At 45.3% G+C, this 15,417-nt stretch carries 18 protein-coding genes; 5 read left to right on the top strand and 13 right to left on the bottom strand.

What is annotated here, in order from left to right; all coding sequences use genetic code 11:
- Window positions 1-109: 109 nt before the first annotated feature.
- A complete protein-coding gene (locus tag ACWYU8_RS15540) occupies window positions 110-1,015 on the top strand; it encodes a TIGR03899 family protein (RefSeq protein WP_457520618.1) in 906 nt (301 codons plus the stop codon).
- A 90-nt stretch (window positions 1,016-1,105) separates the two neighbouring features.
- On the opposite strand, the gene cysC is transcribed toward ACWYU8_RS15540, so the two are convergent.
- From cysC to cobA, 5 genes are all read right to left on the bottom strand, one after another.
- Window positions 1,106-1,723 (bottom strand): adenylyl-sulfate kinase, encoded by a 618-nt coding sequence (gene cysC, locus ACWYU8_RS15535; protein ID WP_457520616.1) that lies wholly within the window; start codon window positions 1,721-1,723, stop codon window positions 1,106-1,108.
- 24 nt (window positions 1,724-1,747) lie between these two features.
- Window positions 1,748-3,472, bottom strand: a complete 1,725-nt coding sequence (locus ACWYU8_RS15530) for an SLC13 family permease (protein WP_457520615.1) — start codon at window positions 3,470-3,472, stop codon at window positions 1,748-1,750.
- Between the two features lie 355 nt (window positions 3,473-3,827).
- Window positions 3,828-5,258: a sulfate adenylyltransferase subunit CysN gene (gene cysN, locus ACWYU8_RS15525; protein ID WP_457520613.1), complete on the bottom strand. Its 1,431-nt coding sequence runs from the start codon at window positions 5,256-5,258 to the stop codon at window positions 3,828-3,830.
- Window positions 5,259-5,276: 18 nt separating this feature from the next.
- Entirely contained in the window at window positions 5,277-6,185 is a 909-nt protein-coding gene (gene cysD / locus ACWYU8_RS15520; RefSeq protein WP_457520612.1) for a sulfate adenylyltransferase subunit CysD, read from the bottom strand.
- Between the two features lie 58 nt (window positions 6,186-6,243).
- Window positions 6,244-7,119 (bottom strand): uroporphyrinogen-III C-methyltransferase, encoded by an 876-nt coding sequence (cobA, locus tag ACWYU8_RS15515; RefSeq protein WP_457520610.1) that lies wholly within the window; start codon window positions 7,117-7,119, stop codon window positions 6,244-6,246.
- A gap of 225 nt (window positions 7,120-7,344) precedes the next feature.
- Here cobA and ACWYU8_RS15510 point away from each other — a divergent pair, with 225 nt between their 5' ends.
- Window positions 7,345-7,920: a Crp/Fnr family transcriptional regulator gene (locus ACWYU8_RS15510; RefSeq protein ID WP_457520608.1), complete on the top strand. Its 576-nt coding sequence runs from the start codon at window positions 7,345-7,347 to the stop codon at window positions 7,918-7,920.
- A gap of 51 nt (window positions 7,921-7,971) precedes the next feature.
- On the opposite strand, the gene dbpA is transcribed toward ACWYU8_RS15510, so the two are convergent.
- On the bottom strand, window positions 7,972-9,351 hold the full coding sequence (gene dbpA, locus ACWYU8_RS15505) for an ATP-dependent RNA helicase DbpA (RefSeq protein WP_457520606.1): 1,380 nt from the start codon (window positions 9,349-9,351) through the stop codon (window positions 7,972-7,974).
- 146 nt (window positions 9,352-9,497) lie between these two features.
- On the opposite strand from dbpA, the gene ACWYU8_RS15500 reads away from it, so the two are divergent.
- Window positions 9,498-9,953: a GNAT family N-acetyltransferase gene (locus ACWYU8_RS15500; protein ID WP_457520604.1), complete on the top strand. Its 456-nt coding sequence runs from the start codon at window positions 9,498-9,500 to the stop codon at window positions 9,951-9,953.
- Between the two features lie 80 nt (window positions 9,954-10,033).
- Here ACWYU8_RS15500 and ACWYU8_RS15495 read toward each other — a convergent pair whose 3' ends face one another.
- Window positions 10,034-10,633: a LysM-like peptidoglycan-binding domain-containing protein gene (locus tag ACWYU8_RS15495; RefSeq protein ID WP_457520602.1), complete on the bottom strand. Its 600-nt coding sequence runs from the start codon at window positions 10,631-10,633 to the stop codon at window positions 10,034-10,036.
- A gap of 232 nt (window positions 10,634-10,865) precedes the next feature.
- On the opposite strand from ACWYU8_RS15495, the gene ACWYU8_RS15490 reads away from it, so the two are divergent.
- Both ACWYU8_RS15490 and ACWYU8_RS15485 read left to right on the top strand, forming a co-directional pair.
- Entirely contained in the window at window positions 10,866-11,486 is a 621-nt protein-coding gene (locus ACWYU8_RS15490) for an FKBP-type peptidyl-prolyl cis-trans isomerase (protein ID WP_457520600.1), read from the top strand.
- Window positions 11,487-11,636: 150 nt separating this feature from the next.
- Entirely contained in the window at window positions 11,637-12,113 is a 477-nt protein-coding gene (locus ACWYU8_RS15485) for a DUF2780 domain-containing protein (RefSeq protein WP_457520598.1), read from the top strand.
- 175 nt (window positions 12,114-12,288) lie between these two features.
- Here the strand turns inward: ACWYU8_RS15485 and rplQ are convergent, their stop codons facing one another.
- From rplQ to rpmJ, 6 genes are all read right to left on the bottom strand, one after another.
- On the bottom strand, window positions 12,289-12,669 hold the full coding sequence (rplQ, locus tag ACWYU8_RS15480; RefSeq protein ID WP_005383141.1) for a 50S ribosomal protein L17: 381 nt from the start codon (window positions 12,667-12,669) through the stop codon (window positions 12,289-12,291).
- Window positions 12,670-12,695: 26 nt separating this feature from the next.
- Window positions 12,696-13,688 carry a DNA-directed RNA polymerase subunit alpha gene (locus tag ACWYU8_RS15475; RefSeq protein WP_014230672.1) on the bottom strand — a complete coding sequence of 331 codons (993 nt, stop codon included), beginning with the start codon at window positions 13,686-13,688 and terminating at the stop codon, window positions 12,696-12,698.
- Between the two features lie 24 nt (window positions 13,689-13,712).
- Entirely contained in the window at window positions 13,713-14,333 is a 621-nt protein-coding gene (rpsD, locus tag ACWYU8_RS15470; RefSeq protein ID WP_005383146.1) for a 30S ribosomal protein S4, read from the bottom strand.
- 27 nt (window positions 14,334-14,360) lie between these two features.
- Window positions 14,361-14,750 carry a 30S ribosomal protein S11 gene (gene rpsK / locus ACWYU8_RS15465; RefSeq protein WP_001118870.1) on the bottom strand — a complete coding sequence of 130 codons (390 nt, stop codon included), beginning with the start codon at window positions 14,748-14,750 and terminating at the stop codon, window positions 14,361-14,363.
- Between the two features lie 18 nt (window positions 14,751-14,768).
- Entirely contained in the window at window positions 14,769-15,125 is a 357-nt protein-coding gene (gene rpsM / locus ACWYU8_RS15460; RefSeq protein WP_005450559.1) for a 30S ribosomal protein S13, read from the bottom strand.
- Between the two features lie 149 nt (window positions 15,126-15,274).
- Window positions 15,275-15,388 carry a 50S ribosomal protein L36 gene (rpmJ, locus tag ACWYU8_RS15455; protein ID WP_000868186.1) on the bottom strand — a complete coding sequence of 38 codons (114 nt, stop codon included), beginning with the start codon at window positions 15,386-15,388 and terminating at the stop codon, window positions 15,275-15,277.
- Window positions 15,389-15,417: the final 29 nt, after the last annotated feature.

The raw sequence follows: 15,417 nt of genomic DNA, 5'->3' as shown, positions 1-15,417 counted from the left end.
TTGAATAGCGTTATTTGATCTAATTTTGCCCTTCACTTTCTGGCCGTTAGGCGGATTAAAATGTAAATTGAGGCAAGCATGACTTGTAGATCGCCGAGTAGGAATATAAATGGCAGAATCAGTACAGCAACCTAGCGTGATGGTACACCAGCCCAACTCCCAACAACGTTCTAAAAACGACAAGAAAAACACTTATATCAAAGACAGCGCCAGCCGTATTCAGAGCATTGCTCAGATCCATGGCTTAGATGCATTGCTGCAAGACGAGCCTCCTGCCAAATCAGTGTTTGAACGAGCTCAACTTCGCGAACAACGACGCAAGGAACAACGCCAGAAAAACCTCGAGCAGATTTTAAAACTCGCCCACCGTGGATGCAAAGATGAAACTGCAGGCGAGCCGGATCAGGACTGGCTTTATCGCTTTTTTGAGATGGCACAAGATATTCACGGCAGTTCAATGCAAAAACTCTGGGCACAAGTGCTGAAACGAGAGGTCACCAACCCGGGCTCCACATCAATGAAAGCACTCAAAGTTCTGAAAGACATGTCGCCAAAAGAAGCACAAACCTTGCAAAGAGCCGCTTCTCTTGCCTGCAGCTTTGGTGGCGATAGCAGCCGCAAATTATTGATTGGCTACAAAGCCCAAAATGGTCTGTTTAGTTTTGGCAAGCGTGAAGCCACCAGCAACTTAAATATGGGCACCTTCCATCTGCCCTACTCCAGCTTACTGGTATTGATTGAATTAGGCTTACTTCACAGTGCTGAACTTGAGTCCGGAGAGATCAGTGTAGAGACACCTTTATCACTCACCTATCAAGGCAAGAATTTGTCGCTGCACGCGAATGCGAAGAGGGTAAGGTTGCTTTACTATCGATTCAGCCCAACGGGCAATGAACTGTGTACTCTGTTAGGTAACAAACCCAACCCGGAGTACTACGAAAAGATTTTATTCATTTTAAATCATAAGTTTACAGTTAAATCTGAAGCCGATACCAGCATCAGTCATAGCGTATAGTCACGCTTTAGGAGCTTTTGGCCACCTATGTTCCAAAAGCTCCTCAACCTGTTCAATAACCTTTTGACCACCTATGATCTAAAAGGTATTTCAGCGGATCACGCCACGCTGTTTTAGATCATGTAAACACAATTCCACCAGGTCATCGACGCTCTTTTCTCCGGCTGGCAAATCAATTTCTGGATTTTCAGGTGCCTGATATTCCGAGTCGATGCCAGTGAAATTTGGAATTTCTCCTGCGCGAGCTTTGCGGTACAAACCTTTAGGATCACGTCCTTCACACACTTCCAGAGAAGCATTGACAAACACTTCAATGAACTCGCCTTCAGGCAGTAGATCTCGAACCAACTGGCGCTCTGCACGGTGTGGCGAAATAAACGCAGACAGCACAATCAAACCTGCATCTGCCATCAATTTAGCCAATTCACCAATGCGACGAATGTTCTCACGGCGATCTTGCTCTGAAAAACCTAAATCGCTGCACAAGCCATGTCGAACGTTATCACCATCAAGCAAATAAGTATGGTAACCAAGCCCTGCAAGACGGTTTTCCAATGCGCCAGCGACCGTAGATTTACCCGCACCAGATAAGCCGGTAAACCACAACACTGCTGGCTTTTGTTTTTTTAAATCAGCACGAAACTGCTTATCGACCGAGTGCTGATGCCAAACAATGTTTTCATCTTTTACCGTAGTGTCGGTTGTCATAACGTATCCTTGTAAATATCGGAATTAAAACGGGAAGAAGACCGGAATCAGTGTTAATACTAAGACGGAATACACAATAGAAATCGGCACACCAATTCTCACATAATCGGTCAATTTGTAATTACCTACGCTGTATACCAACAAATTAGTCTGGTATCCGTAGGGAGAAATAAAGCTCGCGCTTGCGCCGAACAATACCGCCATAATAAATGGCATCGGATCGACGCCATACCCTACCGCCATACTGTAGCCGATAGGAAAAGCGAGCGCTGCTGCGGCGTTGTTGGTCACTAACTCAGTCAGCACCAGCGTCATGATGTACGTCGCCACCAGAGCACCAAACACACCCCAGCCATTAAACGCGTGGATGAACATATCACCCATTCTGACGGATAAGCCAGAAGAGATCATAAGTTGTGCAATCGACAATGCTGAGCCTACAATCACGACAATATCGACCGGAAAACGGCGGCGTAGCTCTCCAAGTTGAACAATACCGAGGGCAATCAAAGCGATGATATATACCGCCAGCCCTTTAATGATTGGCACTAATTCGAGTAACGCACAACCAATAACAGCCGCAAAGCCGAGTAATACGATAGTAGATTTGTGCACATCTAAACGGGCACTCGAATCCAAATCATGAATCAGGACGAACTCTTTACGATGAGCTCGACGCTCTGTTTCAAATCGCTTCCCTGGCACCAATACTAAGGTGTCACCCGGGGCCAGAATAATGTTGCCAAGGCCGCCTTCTAAACGTTCATGGCCACGACGAATCGCGACAACGACCGCATCAAAACGATCACGAAAGCGGCTCTCTTTAAGTGTCTTGTGACAAAAAGTAGCCGAGGAACTCACCACAACTTCGATAAAGTTCTGCCCGTTTAAATGTTGTTGGCCAAACAGTGTCAAGCCTGGGATCTCTTGCAGCGTCGCCACGCTCTCAACATCACCACAAAACAGCAGTCGGTCCTTAGCGTTGAGCACAAAATCCGGTCCTACTGATGAGACAGTCTCACCATCACGCACCACTTCTGCTAAGAACAGTTTACGTAAGGCGCGTAAATTGTTTTCACTGACTGTACGCCCAACTAATGGAGAGCCAGGTTCAACACGGGATTCGAGAAAATAAGGCAAGTCTTCCTGAGTCTGGTCGTCATAATTCGGCAGCAAGTAGCTCAATGGGATCAGAATTAACAACCCGCCCCCCAGCACAGCTAAGCCAATCAATGTCGGAGTAAAAAAGTTCAGGCTAGGCAAGCCAGCATCTTCGACAAAGCTATTGATGATTAAGTTGGTTGACGTACCAATCAACGTCAATGTGCCACCCAAAATTGCTGTGTATGAAAGCGGAATCAATAACTTTGAGGGGGCGTGTTGTTGGTTGCGTTTAATAGCGCCGATCAGTGAGACCACAACGGCGGTATTATTAGTAAAAGAAGAAAGTAGAGCCGTAGATAAACCCAGCTTCGCAATAACACTTCCTAATTGGCCTTCTGAGATACTGCGACTTACCCAACTGATAAGCAGCGTTTTTTCCAAAGCGCACGAAGCAAGTATTAACAATACAAGTGTTAATAACGATGAGTTGGTAAAGTTTGCTGCGATGGTGTTCAAATCCATCATCCCGGCCATGAACGCAATAAAGGCAGCGCCAGCAAAGATATAGCTAGGCTTAATTTTAGTGACCAGCAAACAAGTAATAACGCCAAGCAGAATCGCTAGTACAAATCCTTGTTCCCACATAGCCTTTCCTTACCAAAAAGCCCTATCAGGGCGAAAAAAGCAGCTACACATAACGTTTGTGCAGAGCGATAAAATGAACGATAAAAGCAAAGCGAGCGAAAAAGGACGCCAGAATGTTCATACCAATCACAGTAAGTAAGTGATCAGAAATAGCGTAGGAAAAATGCTTGAGAACAAGGCAAAATTTTTCGATAAGTAGTTATTCTACAATCAAAAATTTTAACGCAGTTATCGAGTATTTTAACAAGCTAGAATGACCAGTTATTTACTACGATTGGTATCAGCATTCACCGAAACATTCTGGTTCCAGAGGAAAGCGCCTGACTGCATTTCGCAACTCAGTCAGGCAAACCACTTACTTCTTGAGTAACTGGCTCAGGTCTTTAGCTTCCCAGTGCGGGAAATGTTTACGAACCAGTGCGTTAAGCTCTAGTTCAAATGCAGAGATGTCAGTCAAACCACGCTCTACTGCTGCAAGGCTTTCTTTCACCATACCTGCACCAACCGTAACGTTCGTCAGGCGATCGATAATGATGAAGCCACCGGTATCTGCACAATCCTGATAGTTATCAATTGCAACAGACTCGTTAAATGACCACTCACACAAACCAATACCGTTAAGTGGAAGCTCAGCCGCACCGTGCGTAGAAAGGTTGTTGATGTCGTATTGATGACGAATTGCCTCAACGTGACCTACGGTTTTCTTGCCAGCAATCTTAATGTCGTAATCACGACCAGGTTGCAATGGTTGCTCTGTCATCCACACAACGTCTGCAAGCAGATGGTTAGTGGTTTCAACCTGAGCGTTCTCAAGAACAATCAAATCACCACGGCTGATGTCAATCTCATCGTTCAGAGTCAGAGTGACAGCCAGACCTGCTTGTGCTTCTTCAATGTCACCATCAAAAGTCACAATTCGAGCAACAGTTGAAGTTTTTCCTGAAGGAAGTGCTTTGATCTTATCGCCCACTTTCACTGAACCAGATGAAATCGTGCCCGCAAAACCACGGAAATCGAGGTTAGGACGGTTCACATACTGAACAGGGAAACGGAATTCACCGTTGCCTTTTTCTCGGTCAACGTCAACGGTTTCAAGTAACTCAAGCAGTGTAGGACCTTGGAACCAGTCCAGATTTTCGCCTTTATCAACGACGTTATCGCCTTCAAGAGCTGAAATCGGGATGATTTGAATATCAATTTCACCCGTCAGGTTTTCAGAGAACTTCAGGTAAGCATCACGAATCTCTTCAAAACGCTCTTGCGAGTAATCCACTAAGTCCATTTTGTTAATTGCGACAACAAAATGCTTCAAGCCCAACAGGTTTGAAATGAATGAGTGACGACGAGTCTGATCAAGAATGCCTTTACGTGCATCCACAAGGATTACCGCTAAATCACACGTCGAAGCACCTGTAGCCATATTACGTGTGTATTGCTCGTGTCCCGGAGTATCAGCGATGATGAACTTACGTTTCTGCGTTGAGAAGTAACGGTAAGCCACATCGATAGTGATACCCTGTTCACGCTCCGCTTGCAGACCATCAACAAGGAGTGCCAAATCTGGCTTCTCACCCGTTGTACCGACACGCTGACTGTCGGAATGCACAGCGGCTAACTGATCTTCATAAATTTGTTTTGAGTCATGGAGCAAGCGCCCAATAAGGGTACTCTTACCGTCATCAACAGAACCACAAGTCAAAAATCGAAGTAAAGACTTGTACTGGTGTTGTGTTAAATAGCCTTCGATACCAAGCTCGGCTAATTGAGCTTCAACTGCACTGTTCATTATCTTTCCTTCGATCCTTTAGAAGTAACCTTGACGTTTTTTCAGTTCCATCGATCCTGACTGATCGTGGTCGATAGCTCGTCCTTGGCGCTCACTTGATGTGGCCACCAGCATCTCTTCAATAATGCCCGTCAGCGTATTAGCTTCTGATTCGATCGCGCCGGTTAACGGATAACAACCTAAAGTACGGAAACGAACGCTTTTCTCTTCGACTACTTCACCTGGTTGAATTTCCATACGGTCATCATCCACCATGATCAACATGCCATCGCGCTCAACGACAGGACGTTTATCAGCAAGGTAAAGCGGTACAATCTCAATATTTTCCAGGTAGATGTACTGCCAAATGTCAAGCTCAGTCCAGTTTGAAAGTGGGAACACACGAATGCTCTCACCTTTGTTAACCTGACCGTTGTATGTCTTCCATAATTCCGGACGTTGGTTTTTAGGATCCCAGGTGTGGTTTTTATCGCGGAATGAGTACACACGCTCTTTCGCACGTGATTTCTCTTCGTCTCGGCGCGCACCACCAAAAGCAGCATCAAAACCGTATTTGTTCAGAGCTTGCTTAAGACCTTGTGTCTTCATGATATCTGTGTGCTTTGAAGAACCATGAACGAATGGGCTACAACCCATTGCGATACCTTCTGGGTTCTTATGTACCAAAAGCTCAAAACCGTATTTTTCTGCTGTACGATCACGGAACTCAATCATCTCGCGGAATTTCCAGTCCGTATCCACATGCAGCAGTGGGAATGGGATCTTACCTGGGTAAAAAGCTTTACGCGCAAGGTGCAGCATCACCGATGAATCTTTACCAATCGAATACATCATGACTGGGTTATCAAACTCAGCCGCAACTTCACGGATGATATGAATACTCTCCGCTTCGAGTTGTTTAAGGTGAGTTAAACGTTGTTGGTCCATGTTTTGTATTTCCTTTTAAGCTTGAAGGCGCATTACGTCTCTAATCTTTGGACTGAAATTATATGGAGTTGGCGATAGCACTTTTGTTGAATTCAGTACTAGACAAAAACCAGTCTAACTTTTGAGACAATCGAACCACTTCACCTACCACGATTAAGGAAGGAGATTGAGCATCCTTCGATAAATCAGATAGTTGGGACAATTCTCCCGTAAATACTTTCTGTTCTATTTGTGTACCACGTTCAATAATGGCAATCGGTGTTGAGGCTGATCGACCGTGTTTAATAAGCTGATTCTGAATATAGTGTGATTTCATCAGCCCCATGTAGATCACTAAAGTCTGATTGCCACGAGCCAGTGTTGACCAATCCATCTCATCACTTTCTTCTTTCAAGTGACCGGTGACAAAAATGGCCGATTGAGCATAATCACGATGCGTCAGAGGAATCCCAGCATAGGCTGTTGCTCCAGCCGCCGCCGTAATACCAGGCACAACCTGAAAACGTACGCCAGCATCAGCCAGAACTTCGAGCTCCTCACCACCGCGACCAAACACGAATGGATCGCCACCTTTTACTCTCACCACTCGGTAACCTTGTTTTGCGAAATCAACCAATAATTGATTGGTCTTTTCCTGCGGCACACTATGATGTCCGGCACGCTTGCCCACACAAACTAAAATCGTGTCGCTTGGGACCAAGGCCATGATCTCTTCAGAGACAAGGTAGTCGTACAAAACCACATCGGCTTGTTGCAGACAGTTCAGTGCTTTCACGGTCAAAAGTTCAGGATCACCCGGACCCGCACCAACGAGCGCAACTTCACCAGGCTGCAATGAGCGCTTTGAAAATCGCGATGTCCCTAGCGTTTGGTTATCAGAAACCAATCGCGGCTTTGGTAAGGGAAAAGTGGTGACTGAATCTTTCGCTGCCATGTGTTTGCTCATCATCCATAGATATCGGTATGCAGGCATTATGGCGGGGCGTTTATATTACCTGAAATTCTAAAATTTCATTTTTTATTCAAAAATCTGCTAAGAAGTTTTTGTTTGGTCTCATTCAAAAGCGTGAATTGGCCGTTTAACCTTTTTCCTTTGCCTTTTTGTTAATGCGAAAGAAACGTTAGAATGCGATGAATCACAGTCAGATATTTTACCTTTATGCTAAACGACGTATTTTACGACTTAACTCAACATGGCTTTTCCGAGCAAGAAGCCACTCAACTGATCGAACACGGGCAAGAGCTTGAACTTCCGACAAGGCACATTCTCTGCCATCAGGGAGAATTAACTTCAGATATCTACTTCATTCTTGAAGGGTTATGTCATGCCAGTTATCTGACAGAACAAGGGAAAGAGTTCAGTAAAGAATTCTATTGGGAAAAAGACTGGGTGATTGGTTTCGAAAGTATCATAAAAAATCAGCCGTCACCTTATTTGCTGGAAACACTGGCCGCCTGCCGATTATTTTGTTTGCCAGTTGAAACGCTGCATCACTGGAGAGCGGACAAACATCCAATTTATCTAAAACTGCTTGAAAATCAGTTGATGAATAAAGAGAACAAAGAGCGCTTCATGCTCCTCTACTCTCCTCAAGAGCGCTACCAGTTGTTCTGCGCGCACTATCCAGATCTGGAACAACGTATTACCGACAACCAAATTGCAGCCTATCTTGGCATTACGCCTATTAGCCTGAGCCGTATTAAAGCGCGTCTGAGCAAAGAGGATAGAGAATAAGTAAGAAAAAGACTCTTCAATTTGAAGAGCCTTTTCGATGAAATAAGGGGGCTATTTCAGAAGACGAGCGCGGAATTGACGCCCTTTCATCTTACCGGTACTGATGGTTTGCAGAGCCTTCTTCGCAGCAGACTTCTCCACCGCAACATAAGCGCGCACTGGGAACAGATGGATTTTACCCACTTGAGTCCCCGGGATTCCGTCTTTACCTGTTAAGCAACCCAGAATATCGCCCGGGCGGACTTTTTGCTTCTTACCGCCATCAATATTTATCGTTACCATTTTCGCTTGGTACGGCTGTTGATTTGACTTCGCCGGCAGCATCGATGGTACGATATCCATATCTAAGTACTCTTCAATACGAGCAACACGCAAACCGTCTTTTTCACCAAAGAAGCTGAAAGCCAGACCTTTGCTACCCGCACGGCCAGTACGACCAATACGATGCACATGTACCTCTGGATCGCGAGACAACTCGAAGTTAAATACCGCATCCAGGTTGTCAACGTCTAAACCTCGCGCCGCAACGTCAGTGGCAACCAGAATTGAGATACTCTTATTAGCAAACTGAACCAATGCCTGATCACGCTCGCGCTGTTCCAAATCCCCATGAAGATCAATCACACTGAAACCGCGGTGATGCAACTCATCCGCTACACTTTGCACTTCTTTCTTGGTGTTACAGAATACAACGGCAGACTCTGGCTGGTAAGTTAGGAGAAGGTTTGCCAAAGCTTCATCACGAGCTTCCGAGCCTTCAACTTTATAGAAGTACTGTGCAATGCTCGACGTATCGTGAGTCGACTCCACTTTGATCATCTCAGGCGACTGCATAATACGCTGAGCGATGTGCTCAATTTTCTCAGGAAAAGTAGCACTGAAAAGCAGTGTTTGACGCTGTTTCGGCGCCGCATCAATGATGGCATCCAACGCATCCTGGAAACCCATTTCCAACATACGATCCGCTTCATCCAGTACCAGTGTATTCAGCTCTTCAAGATTGATGCGACCTTTTTCAAGGTGATCGAGAATACGCCCCGGTGTACCCACGAGAATATGAGCGCCGTGCTCCAGTGAACCAATTTGTGGCCCCATTGGCATACCACCGCACAGAGTCAGAACTTTAATATTGTGGATACCACGTCCCAACGTGCGGATTTCTTTCGCTACCTGATCTGCCAACTCTCGTGTCGGACACAGCACTAAAGATTGCACTCGAAAGCGTTTCACATTTAAATTCGACAAAACCCCCAGACCAAACGCAGCGGTTTTACCCGAACCGGTTTTACCCTGACCAATTACATCACGCTGGTTCAGGATCGCAGGCAAGCTCAGGGCTTGAATCGGCGTCATATGGGTGTAATTCAATGAATCAAGCGTAGCGAGTAACGCCGGGCTTAGCCCTACGTGGTCAAAAGTTTGTTTGCTCACAGGGGAATATCCTCAGGTAGGATGAAAAAGAGGGCACATTATCGCCAGATTTGTCAGGAAGACCAGTTAAAATTAACCATTGTTAATGAGTATTAGCAGAAAACCGAGTAAAGTCAGTAACACGAAATCAATAACGGACTATGGAAATGCTCACCTGGATTACTTTGCCTTTTGATCAACTGACCACACATCAACTGTACGAGCTGATGCGCTTGCGTGTCGATGTGTTTGTCGTGGAGCAAACCTGCCCGTACCCGGAGCTCGATGGCAAAGACACACTGGATGGCGTCTACCACCTGCTCGGTTATCACAATGATGAAATAGTCGCGTGCGCTCGCCTGTTACCAGCAGGAACCACCTTTGACAATGTCAGTATTGGCAGAGTCGTTACCAAGCAAACAGCACGCGGTGGCGGTTTGGGCCACCAATTACTTAAAGAAGCATTAAAACAGTGTGAAGCACTTTGGCCTAAACAAACCATCGATATTGGCGCTCAGGAACACCTCAGAGAGTTTTATGCCTGTCACGGATTTAATGTCATTTCAGACAGCTACCTTGAAGATGGTATACCTCACGTAGACATGCGCAGAGAAGCTCTCTAAATAATCCGGTACAGTGACCAATAAAAAAGACGCGATACCTTCGCGTCTTTTTTATTGTCGGAAATTTTATTGCCGGAAATCTATTTATTACGCCCGAAGCTGCCATCAGATAAGCGGAAAAACATCACGGAATGATCTCCTTTATCCAGTTGCAACATATCAAGCTGGCCATCACCAGAGAATTTAAATCGAATCAATTGTCCCTGTTTGATATGACTGAGTGGCTTATCACTGCCTTCAATTTTAACTAAAGAACTTAAATCTGCCATTGAAAGCTGGTTATTACGAAATACCTGGGCCAACGTATCGCCATTTTTCACTTGGTACTCTTTCCAGTTTTCAGATTTTGGCCCCGAGTTTTGCGATGTACGTTGTTGGCTCAGGCTCTGCGCATTGAGGTCGATAGAAACTCGCTGATGATCAACAGGCTGAGACTGCTCGACTAATTCTTCCGTTTTCTTTGGCATCGGTATTATGAAAAGCAATACAAAGAGTGGAACCAACACCATCAGTGCTCGTTGATGGAATTTAGGCAGGCGCTGCCAAAACGCGGTGACAGGCTGTACGCGTTCCAACCACTTACTTTTATTGAACGGCTGCTTCCAGTCGATAGCAGCGAACTTTTGTTTGATCAACTCTACATAGTCGACTTGCTGCTTTTTCTTTCTGCGACGATTCATTGTGATAAGCCCCTTAATACTTCTGCTGCCAGTATAAAAATACCAGCGCGGAGAGTATATGTTTTTCACTCAAGTAAAATGGAATTTGGTGTAAATTAGCAGAAAATTCACTTGGAGTAAGAGATAAGTCACACCCTACATGGTCAAACCAGACAATCTGAGCCAATCATTTAAACCTTAGCCCGAAACTGATATCCTGTAATCTTTCTCACTCCTAACAAGAGCGACAGTCATGTCTGAAATTAAATTTGAAACTGCAGAACAAAAAGCAAGCTACGGCATTGGTCTGCAAATGGGTCAGCAACTTGCAGGTTCTGGTCTAGAAGGTCTTAACGTAGATGCAATCGCAGCAGGTATCGCGACAGCACTAGTTGGCGACATGCCAGCGATTGAAATCGACGAAATCAACAAAGCATTGCAAGAGCTACACACTCGCGCAGAAGCAGTACGTCAAGAAGCGGCAAAAGCTGCTGCAGCTGACGGTGAAGCGTTCCTAAAAGACAACGCTCTACGTTCAGAAGTTAAGGTACTTGAGTCTGGTCTGCAGTACGAAATCATCACTGAAGGTACTGGCGAAATCCCAACATCAGACAAATCTGTACGTGTTCATTACCATGGTGAACTAACAGACGGTACTGTATTTGACAGCTCTGTATCTCGCGGTCAACCAGCCGAGTTCCCAGTAACTGGCGTAATCAAAGGTTGGGTTGAAGCTCTACAACTAATGCCTGTTGGTTCTAAATGGAAACTATACATTCCACAAGACCTTGCGTACGGTGAACGTGGCGCAGGCGCTGCAATCCCTCCATTCGCAGCACTAGTATTCGAAGTAGAACTACTAGACATCCTATAATTGAAAACTGTTTCAATTACACATTATCAAGCGGCGCTGTTGCGCCGCTTTTTTGTATAAGATAAAAATACCTTATCCCCTACACTGTCTGTCAGTCTAATAACGTGAAAAATAATAATTTCTAAAACGCGCTCAACCATTGGAGGTACTATGCGTAAAACACTCCTGACTCTTGCACTTCTATCAATGAATATCGGCAGTGCACATGCTTTCCTAGATTCCATCACAGACAAAAGCAGTGAAAGTGGGCTGATGGACATGGTCGGAAAAAGTTTGAGTACAGAATCGTCTCCGCTAACTGACTTACTCACTAGCCAACTCTCAGTATCTACGGAGCAAGCTGTTGGTGGTAGCGGTGCATTATTGGCGCTAGCTCAAAGTGAATTATCTGATGAAAATAGCAGTGAACTTGAGTCTCTGGTTCCTGGGTTATCGACGCTAAGTAGTGCTCAAAGTTTGTTGGGGAATGTAGAAAGCCTGAGTGCGGTGCAAAGCACATTTGATTCATTAGGACTGGATTCATCAATGATCAGCCAATTCGCTCCGGTTATTTTGCAATACCTGAACGAGCAAGGTGCAAGCGAAGGTCTATTGAGCTCTTTGACAGGGCTGTGGTCAGGCGAATAAGCAAGAACTGCAAACGAATCAGAAACTAAATGCTATTAGTTGCTGTGAGTTAACTGCCAGACTTTGTTGAAGTAAATCGTTTGACGACCTAACACGCTTAGATTTCTGAAAGTTTAAAAGTGACAGATACAAAAAAGCCGAGCTAACGCTCGGCTTTTTCGTTCTTACGAACTGATTACTCAGCAGCTTCTTCAGCAGCTGGGCGATCTACAAGCTCAATGTAAGCCATTGGAGCTTTATCACCAGCACGGAAGCCAGCTTTTAGGATACGAGTGTAACCGCCCTGACGAGCAGCAAAACGTGGACCTAGTTCGTTAAACAGTTTTGCAACTACTTCGTTGTCACGAGTACGTGCAAATGCAAGACGACGGTTAGCAACACTGTCAGTCTTAGCTAGTGTAATCAAAGGCTCAACTACGCGACGTAGCTCTTTTGCTTTTGGCAAAGTAGTCTTGATAACTTCATGACGTACTAGAGAGCTAGCCATGTTGCTGAACATCGCTTTGCGATGTGAGCTGTTGCGGTTGAGTTGACGACCACTCTTACGATGGCGCATGACCTAATCCTTCTAACTAGTATCGATTAATCTTCAGCGATTGATGCAGGTGGCCAGTTTTCCAGGCGCATGCCCAGAGACAGACCACGTGACGCAAGTACGTCTTTAATCTCAGTAAGAGATTTTTTACCCAGGTTAGGCGTTTTAAGTAGCTCAACCTCAGTACGTTGTACTAGATCACCGATGTAGTGAATCGCTTCTGCTTTCAGACAGTTAGCAGAGCGAACTGTTAGTTCAAGATCGTCTACAGGACGCAGTAGGATCGGATCGAATTCTGGCTTCTCTTCCTTCTCCTCAGGAACACGTACATCACGAAGATCTACGAACGCATCCAATTGTTCAGCTAGGATAGTAGCTGCACGACGGATTGCTTCCTCAGGTTCTAGAGTACCGTTTGTTTCCATATCGATAACAAGCTTGTCTAGATCAGTACGTTGTTCTACACGAGCTGCTTCTACAGCGTAGGCAATTTTGTCTACTGGGCTGTAAGTAGCATCTACTAGTAGGCGACCGATTGGACGCTCATCTTCTTCAGTATGGATACGCGCAGAAGCTGGAATGTAACCACGACCACGTTCAACTTTAATACGCATAGCGATTTCAGCGTTGTCATCCGTTAGGTGACAAATAACGTGTTCAGGGTTAGCGATCTCTACATCACCATCATGGGTGATGTCACCTGCAACCACAGGGCCCGAGCCTGATTTGTTCAAAGTAATGAACACTTCGTCTTTACCTTCAGCTACACGTACAGCCAAACCTTTAAGGTTTAGAAGGATTTCAAGAATATCTTCTTGTACGCCTTCTTTAGTGCTGTACTCGTGAAGTACGCCTTCAATTTCTACTTCTGTCACTGCACAACCAGGCATAGAAGATAGAAGAATACGGCGAAGTGCATTACCCAGAGTATGACCAAAGCCACGCTCTAATGGCTCAAGAGTTACTTTTGCGTGAGTCGAGCTGATTTGTTCAATGTCAACTAGACGTGGCTTAAGAAATTCTGTTACAGAACCCTGCATTGTGTCCTCTCTTTAGTTTAAACCTTACTTAGAGTAAAGCTCGACGATCAATTGTTCGTTGATGTCAGCTGATAGATCAGAACGCTCAGGCATACGCTTGAATGTACCTTCCATTTTGCCACCATCTACTTCAATCCAAGTTGGTTTTTCGCGTTGTTCAGCAACTTCTAGAGCTGCTTTGATACGAGCTTGCTGTTTAGCTTTCTCGCGAATTGAAACAACGTCATTAGCCGCTACTTTGAAAGAAGGAACGTTTACAACTTTACCGTTTACTAGGATAGCTTTGTGGCTAACTAGCTGACGTGCTTCTGCGCGAGTTGCACCAAAGCCCATGCGGTAAACTACGTTATCAAGACGACCTTCAAGAAGCTGAAGTAGGTTTTCACCAGTGTTGCCTTTTAGGCGAGCAGCTTCTTTGTAGTAGTTACGGAATTGTTTTTCTAGAACGCCGTACATACGACGAACTTTTTGCTTCTCACGAAGCTGAACGCCATACTCAGATAGACGACCGCGACGAGCGCCGTGTACACCTGGTGCGTTATCAATTTTACACTTGGTATCGATCGCGCGAACACCAGACTTAAGGAACAAGTCAGTGCCTTCACGACGGCTAAGCTTCAGCTTAGGACCCAAATATCTTGCCATGATTCTTCTCCAATTGTCCTAGAAACGTTATACGCGACGTTTCTTAGGTGGACGACAACCGTTATGAGGGATTGGTGTAGCATCAACGATGTTAGTGATGCGGAAACCAGCGGCGTTCAGTGCACGAACAGTAGATTCGCGACCTGGACCAGGACCCTTAACCATAACTTCCAAGTTCTTTAGGCCATATTCTTTAGCCATTTCAGCACAACGCTCAGCAGCAACCTGTGCAGCGAACGGAGTAGACTTACGAGAACCACGGAAACCAGAACCACCTGCAGTAGCCCATGCAAGAGCGTTACCTTGACGGTCAGTAATGGTTACGATTGTGTTATTGAAAGAAGCATGGATGTGCGCAACGCCATCTGCAACTTGCTTGCGTACGCGCTTACGAGCGCGAGTTGGTTGTTTAGCCATTGTACTCTACCTTCCCGATTATTTCTTGATCGGCTTACGCGGACCCTTACGGGTGCGAGCGTTGGTTTTAGTACGCTGTCCACGTAGTGGTAGACTGCGACGATGACGAAGACCACGGTAACAGCCAAGGTCCATAAGACGCTTGATGTTCATAGATACTTCACGACGTAGATCACCTTCTACAGTGTACTTAGCTACACCATCACGCAGTTGATCGATCTGCTCTTCAGTTAGTTCACTGATCTTAACATCTTCAGCAATACCCACTTCAGCTAGGATAGCTTGAGAGCGAGTTTTACCGATACCGTAGATCGCTGTTAAAGCGATTACAGCATGTTTTTGATCAGGAATGTTAATGCCTGCTATACGGGCCATTATTCACTCCTAAGTGTTTCTATAAAAGAATTAGCCGCAGCAAAGCCCGTTATGGATACGCTGCGGGATACTACTTCTTTTGCACGCAAAAGGTAGGCCGAGGAATATACTCGACCTAACCTTCGTTTTCAAGTAAAAATTTCTGCTAATTAGCCTTGGCGCTGTTTGTGCTTTGGCTCACTGCAAATCACGCGAACGACACCGTTACGCTTGATTACTTTACAGTTACGGCAGATTTTTTTAACGGAAGCACGAACTTTCATTGCTAAACTCCGTAAATGAAACTGAGTCT

It is taken from the genome of Vibrio limimangrovi (genome assembly GCF_054064025.1).
The sequence above is the reverse complement of the archived record's forward strand: the minus strand, read 5'-3'. Positions and strand labels throughout refer to the sequence as shown.

What these genes read in the sequence shown, in the direction of transcription:
- ACWYU8_RS15540 (WP_457520618.1), top strand. Translation starts at nt 110, where the DNA reads ATGGCAGAATCAGTACAGCAACCTAGCGTGATGGTACACCAGCCCAAC.
- cysC (WP_457520616.1), bottom strand. Translation starts at nt 1,723, where the DNA reads ATGACAACCGACACTACGGTAAAAGATGAAAACATTGTTTGGCATCAG.
- ACWYU8_RS15530 (WP_457520615.1), bottom strand. Translation starts at nt 3,472, where the DNA reads ATGTGGGAACAAGGATTTGTACTAGCGATTCTGCTTGGCGTTATTACT.
- cysN (WP_457520613.1), bottom strand. Translation starts at nt 5,258, where the DNA reads ATGAACAGTGCAGTTGAAGCTCAATTAGCCGAGCTTGGTATCGAAGGC.
- cysD (WP_457520612.1), bottom strand. Translation starts at nt 6,185, where the DNA reads ATGGACCAACAACGTTTAACTCACCTTAAACAACTCGAAGCGGAGAGT.
- cobA (WP_457520610.1), bottom strand. Translation starts at nt 7,119, where the DNA reads ATGGCAGCGAAAGATTCAGTCACCACTTTTCCCTTACCAAAGCCGCGA.
- ACWYU8_RS15510 (WP_457520608.1), top strand. Translation starts at nt 7,345, where the DNA reads ATGCTAAACGACGTATTTTACGACTTAACTCAACATGGCTTTTCCGAG.
- ACWYU8_RS15500 (WP_457520604.1), top strand. Translation starts at nt 9,498, where the DNA reads ATGCTCACCTGGATTACTTTGCCTTTTGATCAACTGACCACACATCAA.
- ACWYU8_RS15495 (WP_457520602.1), bottom strand. Translation starts at nt 10,633, where the DNA reads ATGAATCGTCGCAGAAAGAAAAAGCAGCAAGTCGACTATGTAGAGTTG.
- ACWYU8_RS15490 (WP_457520600.1), top strand. Translation starts at nt 10,866, where the DNA reads ATGTCTGAAATTAAATTTGAAACTGCAGAACAAAAAGCAAGCTACGGC.
- ACWYU8_RS15485 (WP_457520598.1), top strand. Translation starts at nt 11,637, where the DNA reads ATGCGTAAAACACTCCTGACTCTTGCACTTCTATCAATGAATATCGGC.
- rplQ (WP_005383141.1), bottom strand. Translation starts at nt 12,669, where the DNA reads ATGCGCCATCGTAAGAGTGGTCGTCAACTCAACCGCAACAGCTCACAT.
- ACWYU8_RS15475 (WP_014230672.1), bottom strand. Translation starts at nt 13,688, where the DNA reads ATGCAGGGTTCTGTAACAGAATTTCTTAAGCCACGTCTAGTTGACATT.
- rpsD (WP_005383146.1), bottom strand. Translation starts at nt 14,333, where the DNA reads ATGGCAAGATATTTGGGTCCTAAGCTGAAGCTTAGCCGTCGTGAAGGC.
- rpsK (WP_001118870.1), bottom strand. Translation starts at nt 14,750, where the DNA reads ATGGCTAAACAACCAACTCGCGCTCGTAAGCGCGTACGCAAGCAAGTT.
- rpsM (WP_005450559.1), bottom strand. Translation starts at nt 15,125, where the DNA reads ATGGCCCGTATAGCAGGCATTAACATTCCTGATCAAAAACATGCTGTA.
- rpmJ (WP_000868186.1), bottom strand. Translation starts at nt 15,388, where the DNA reads ATGAAAGTTCGTGCTTCCGTTAAAAAAATCTGCCGTAACTGTAAAGTA.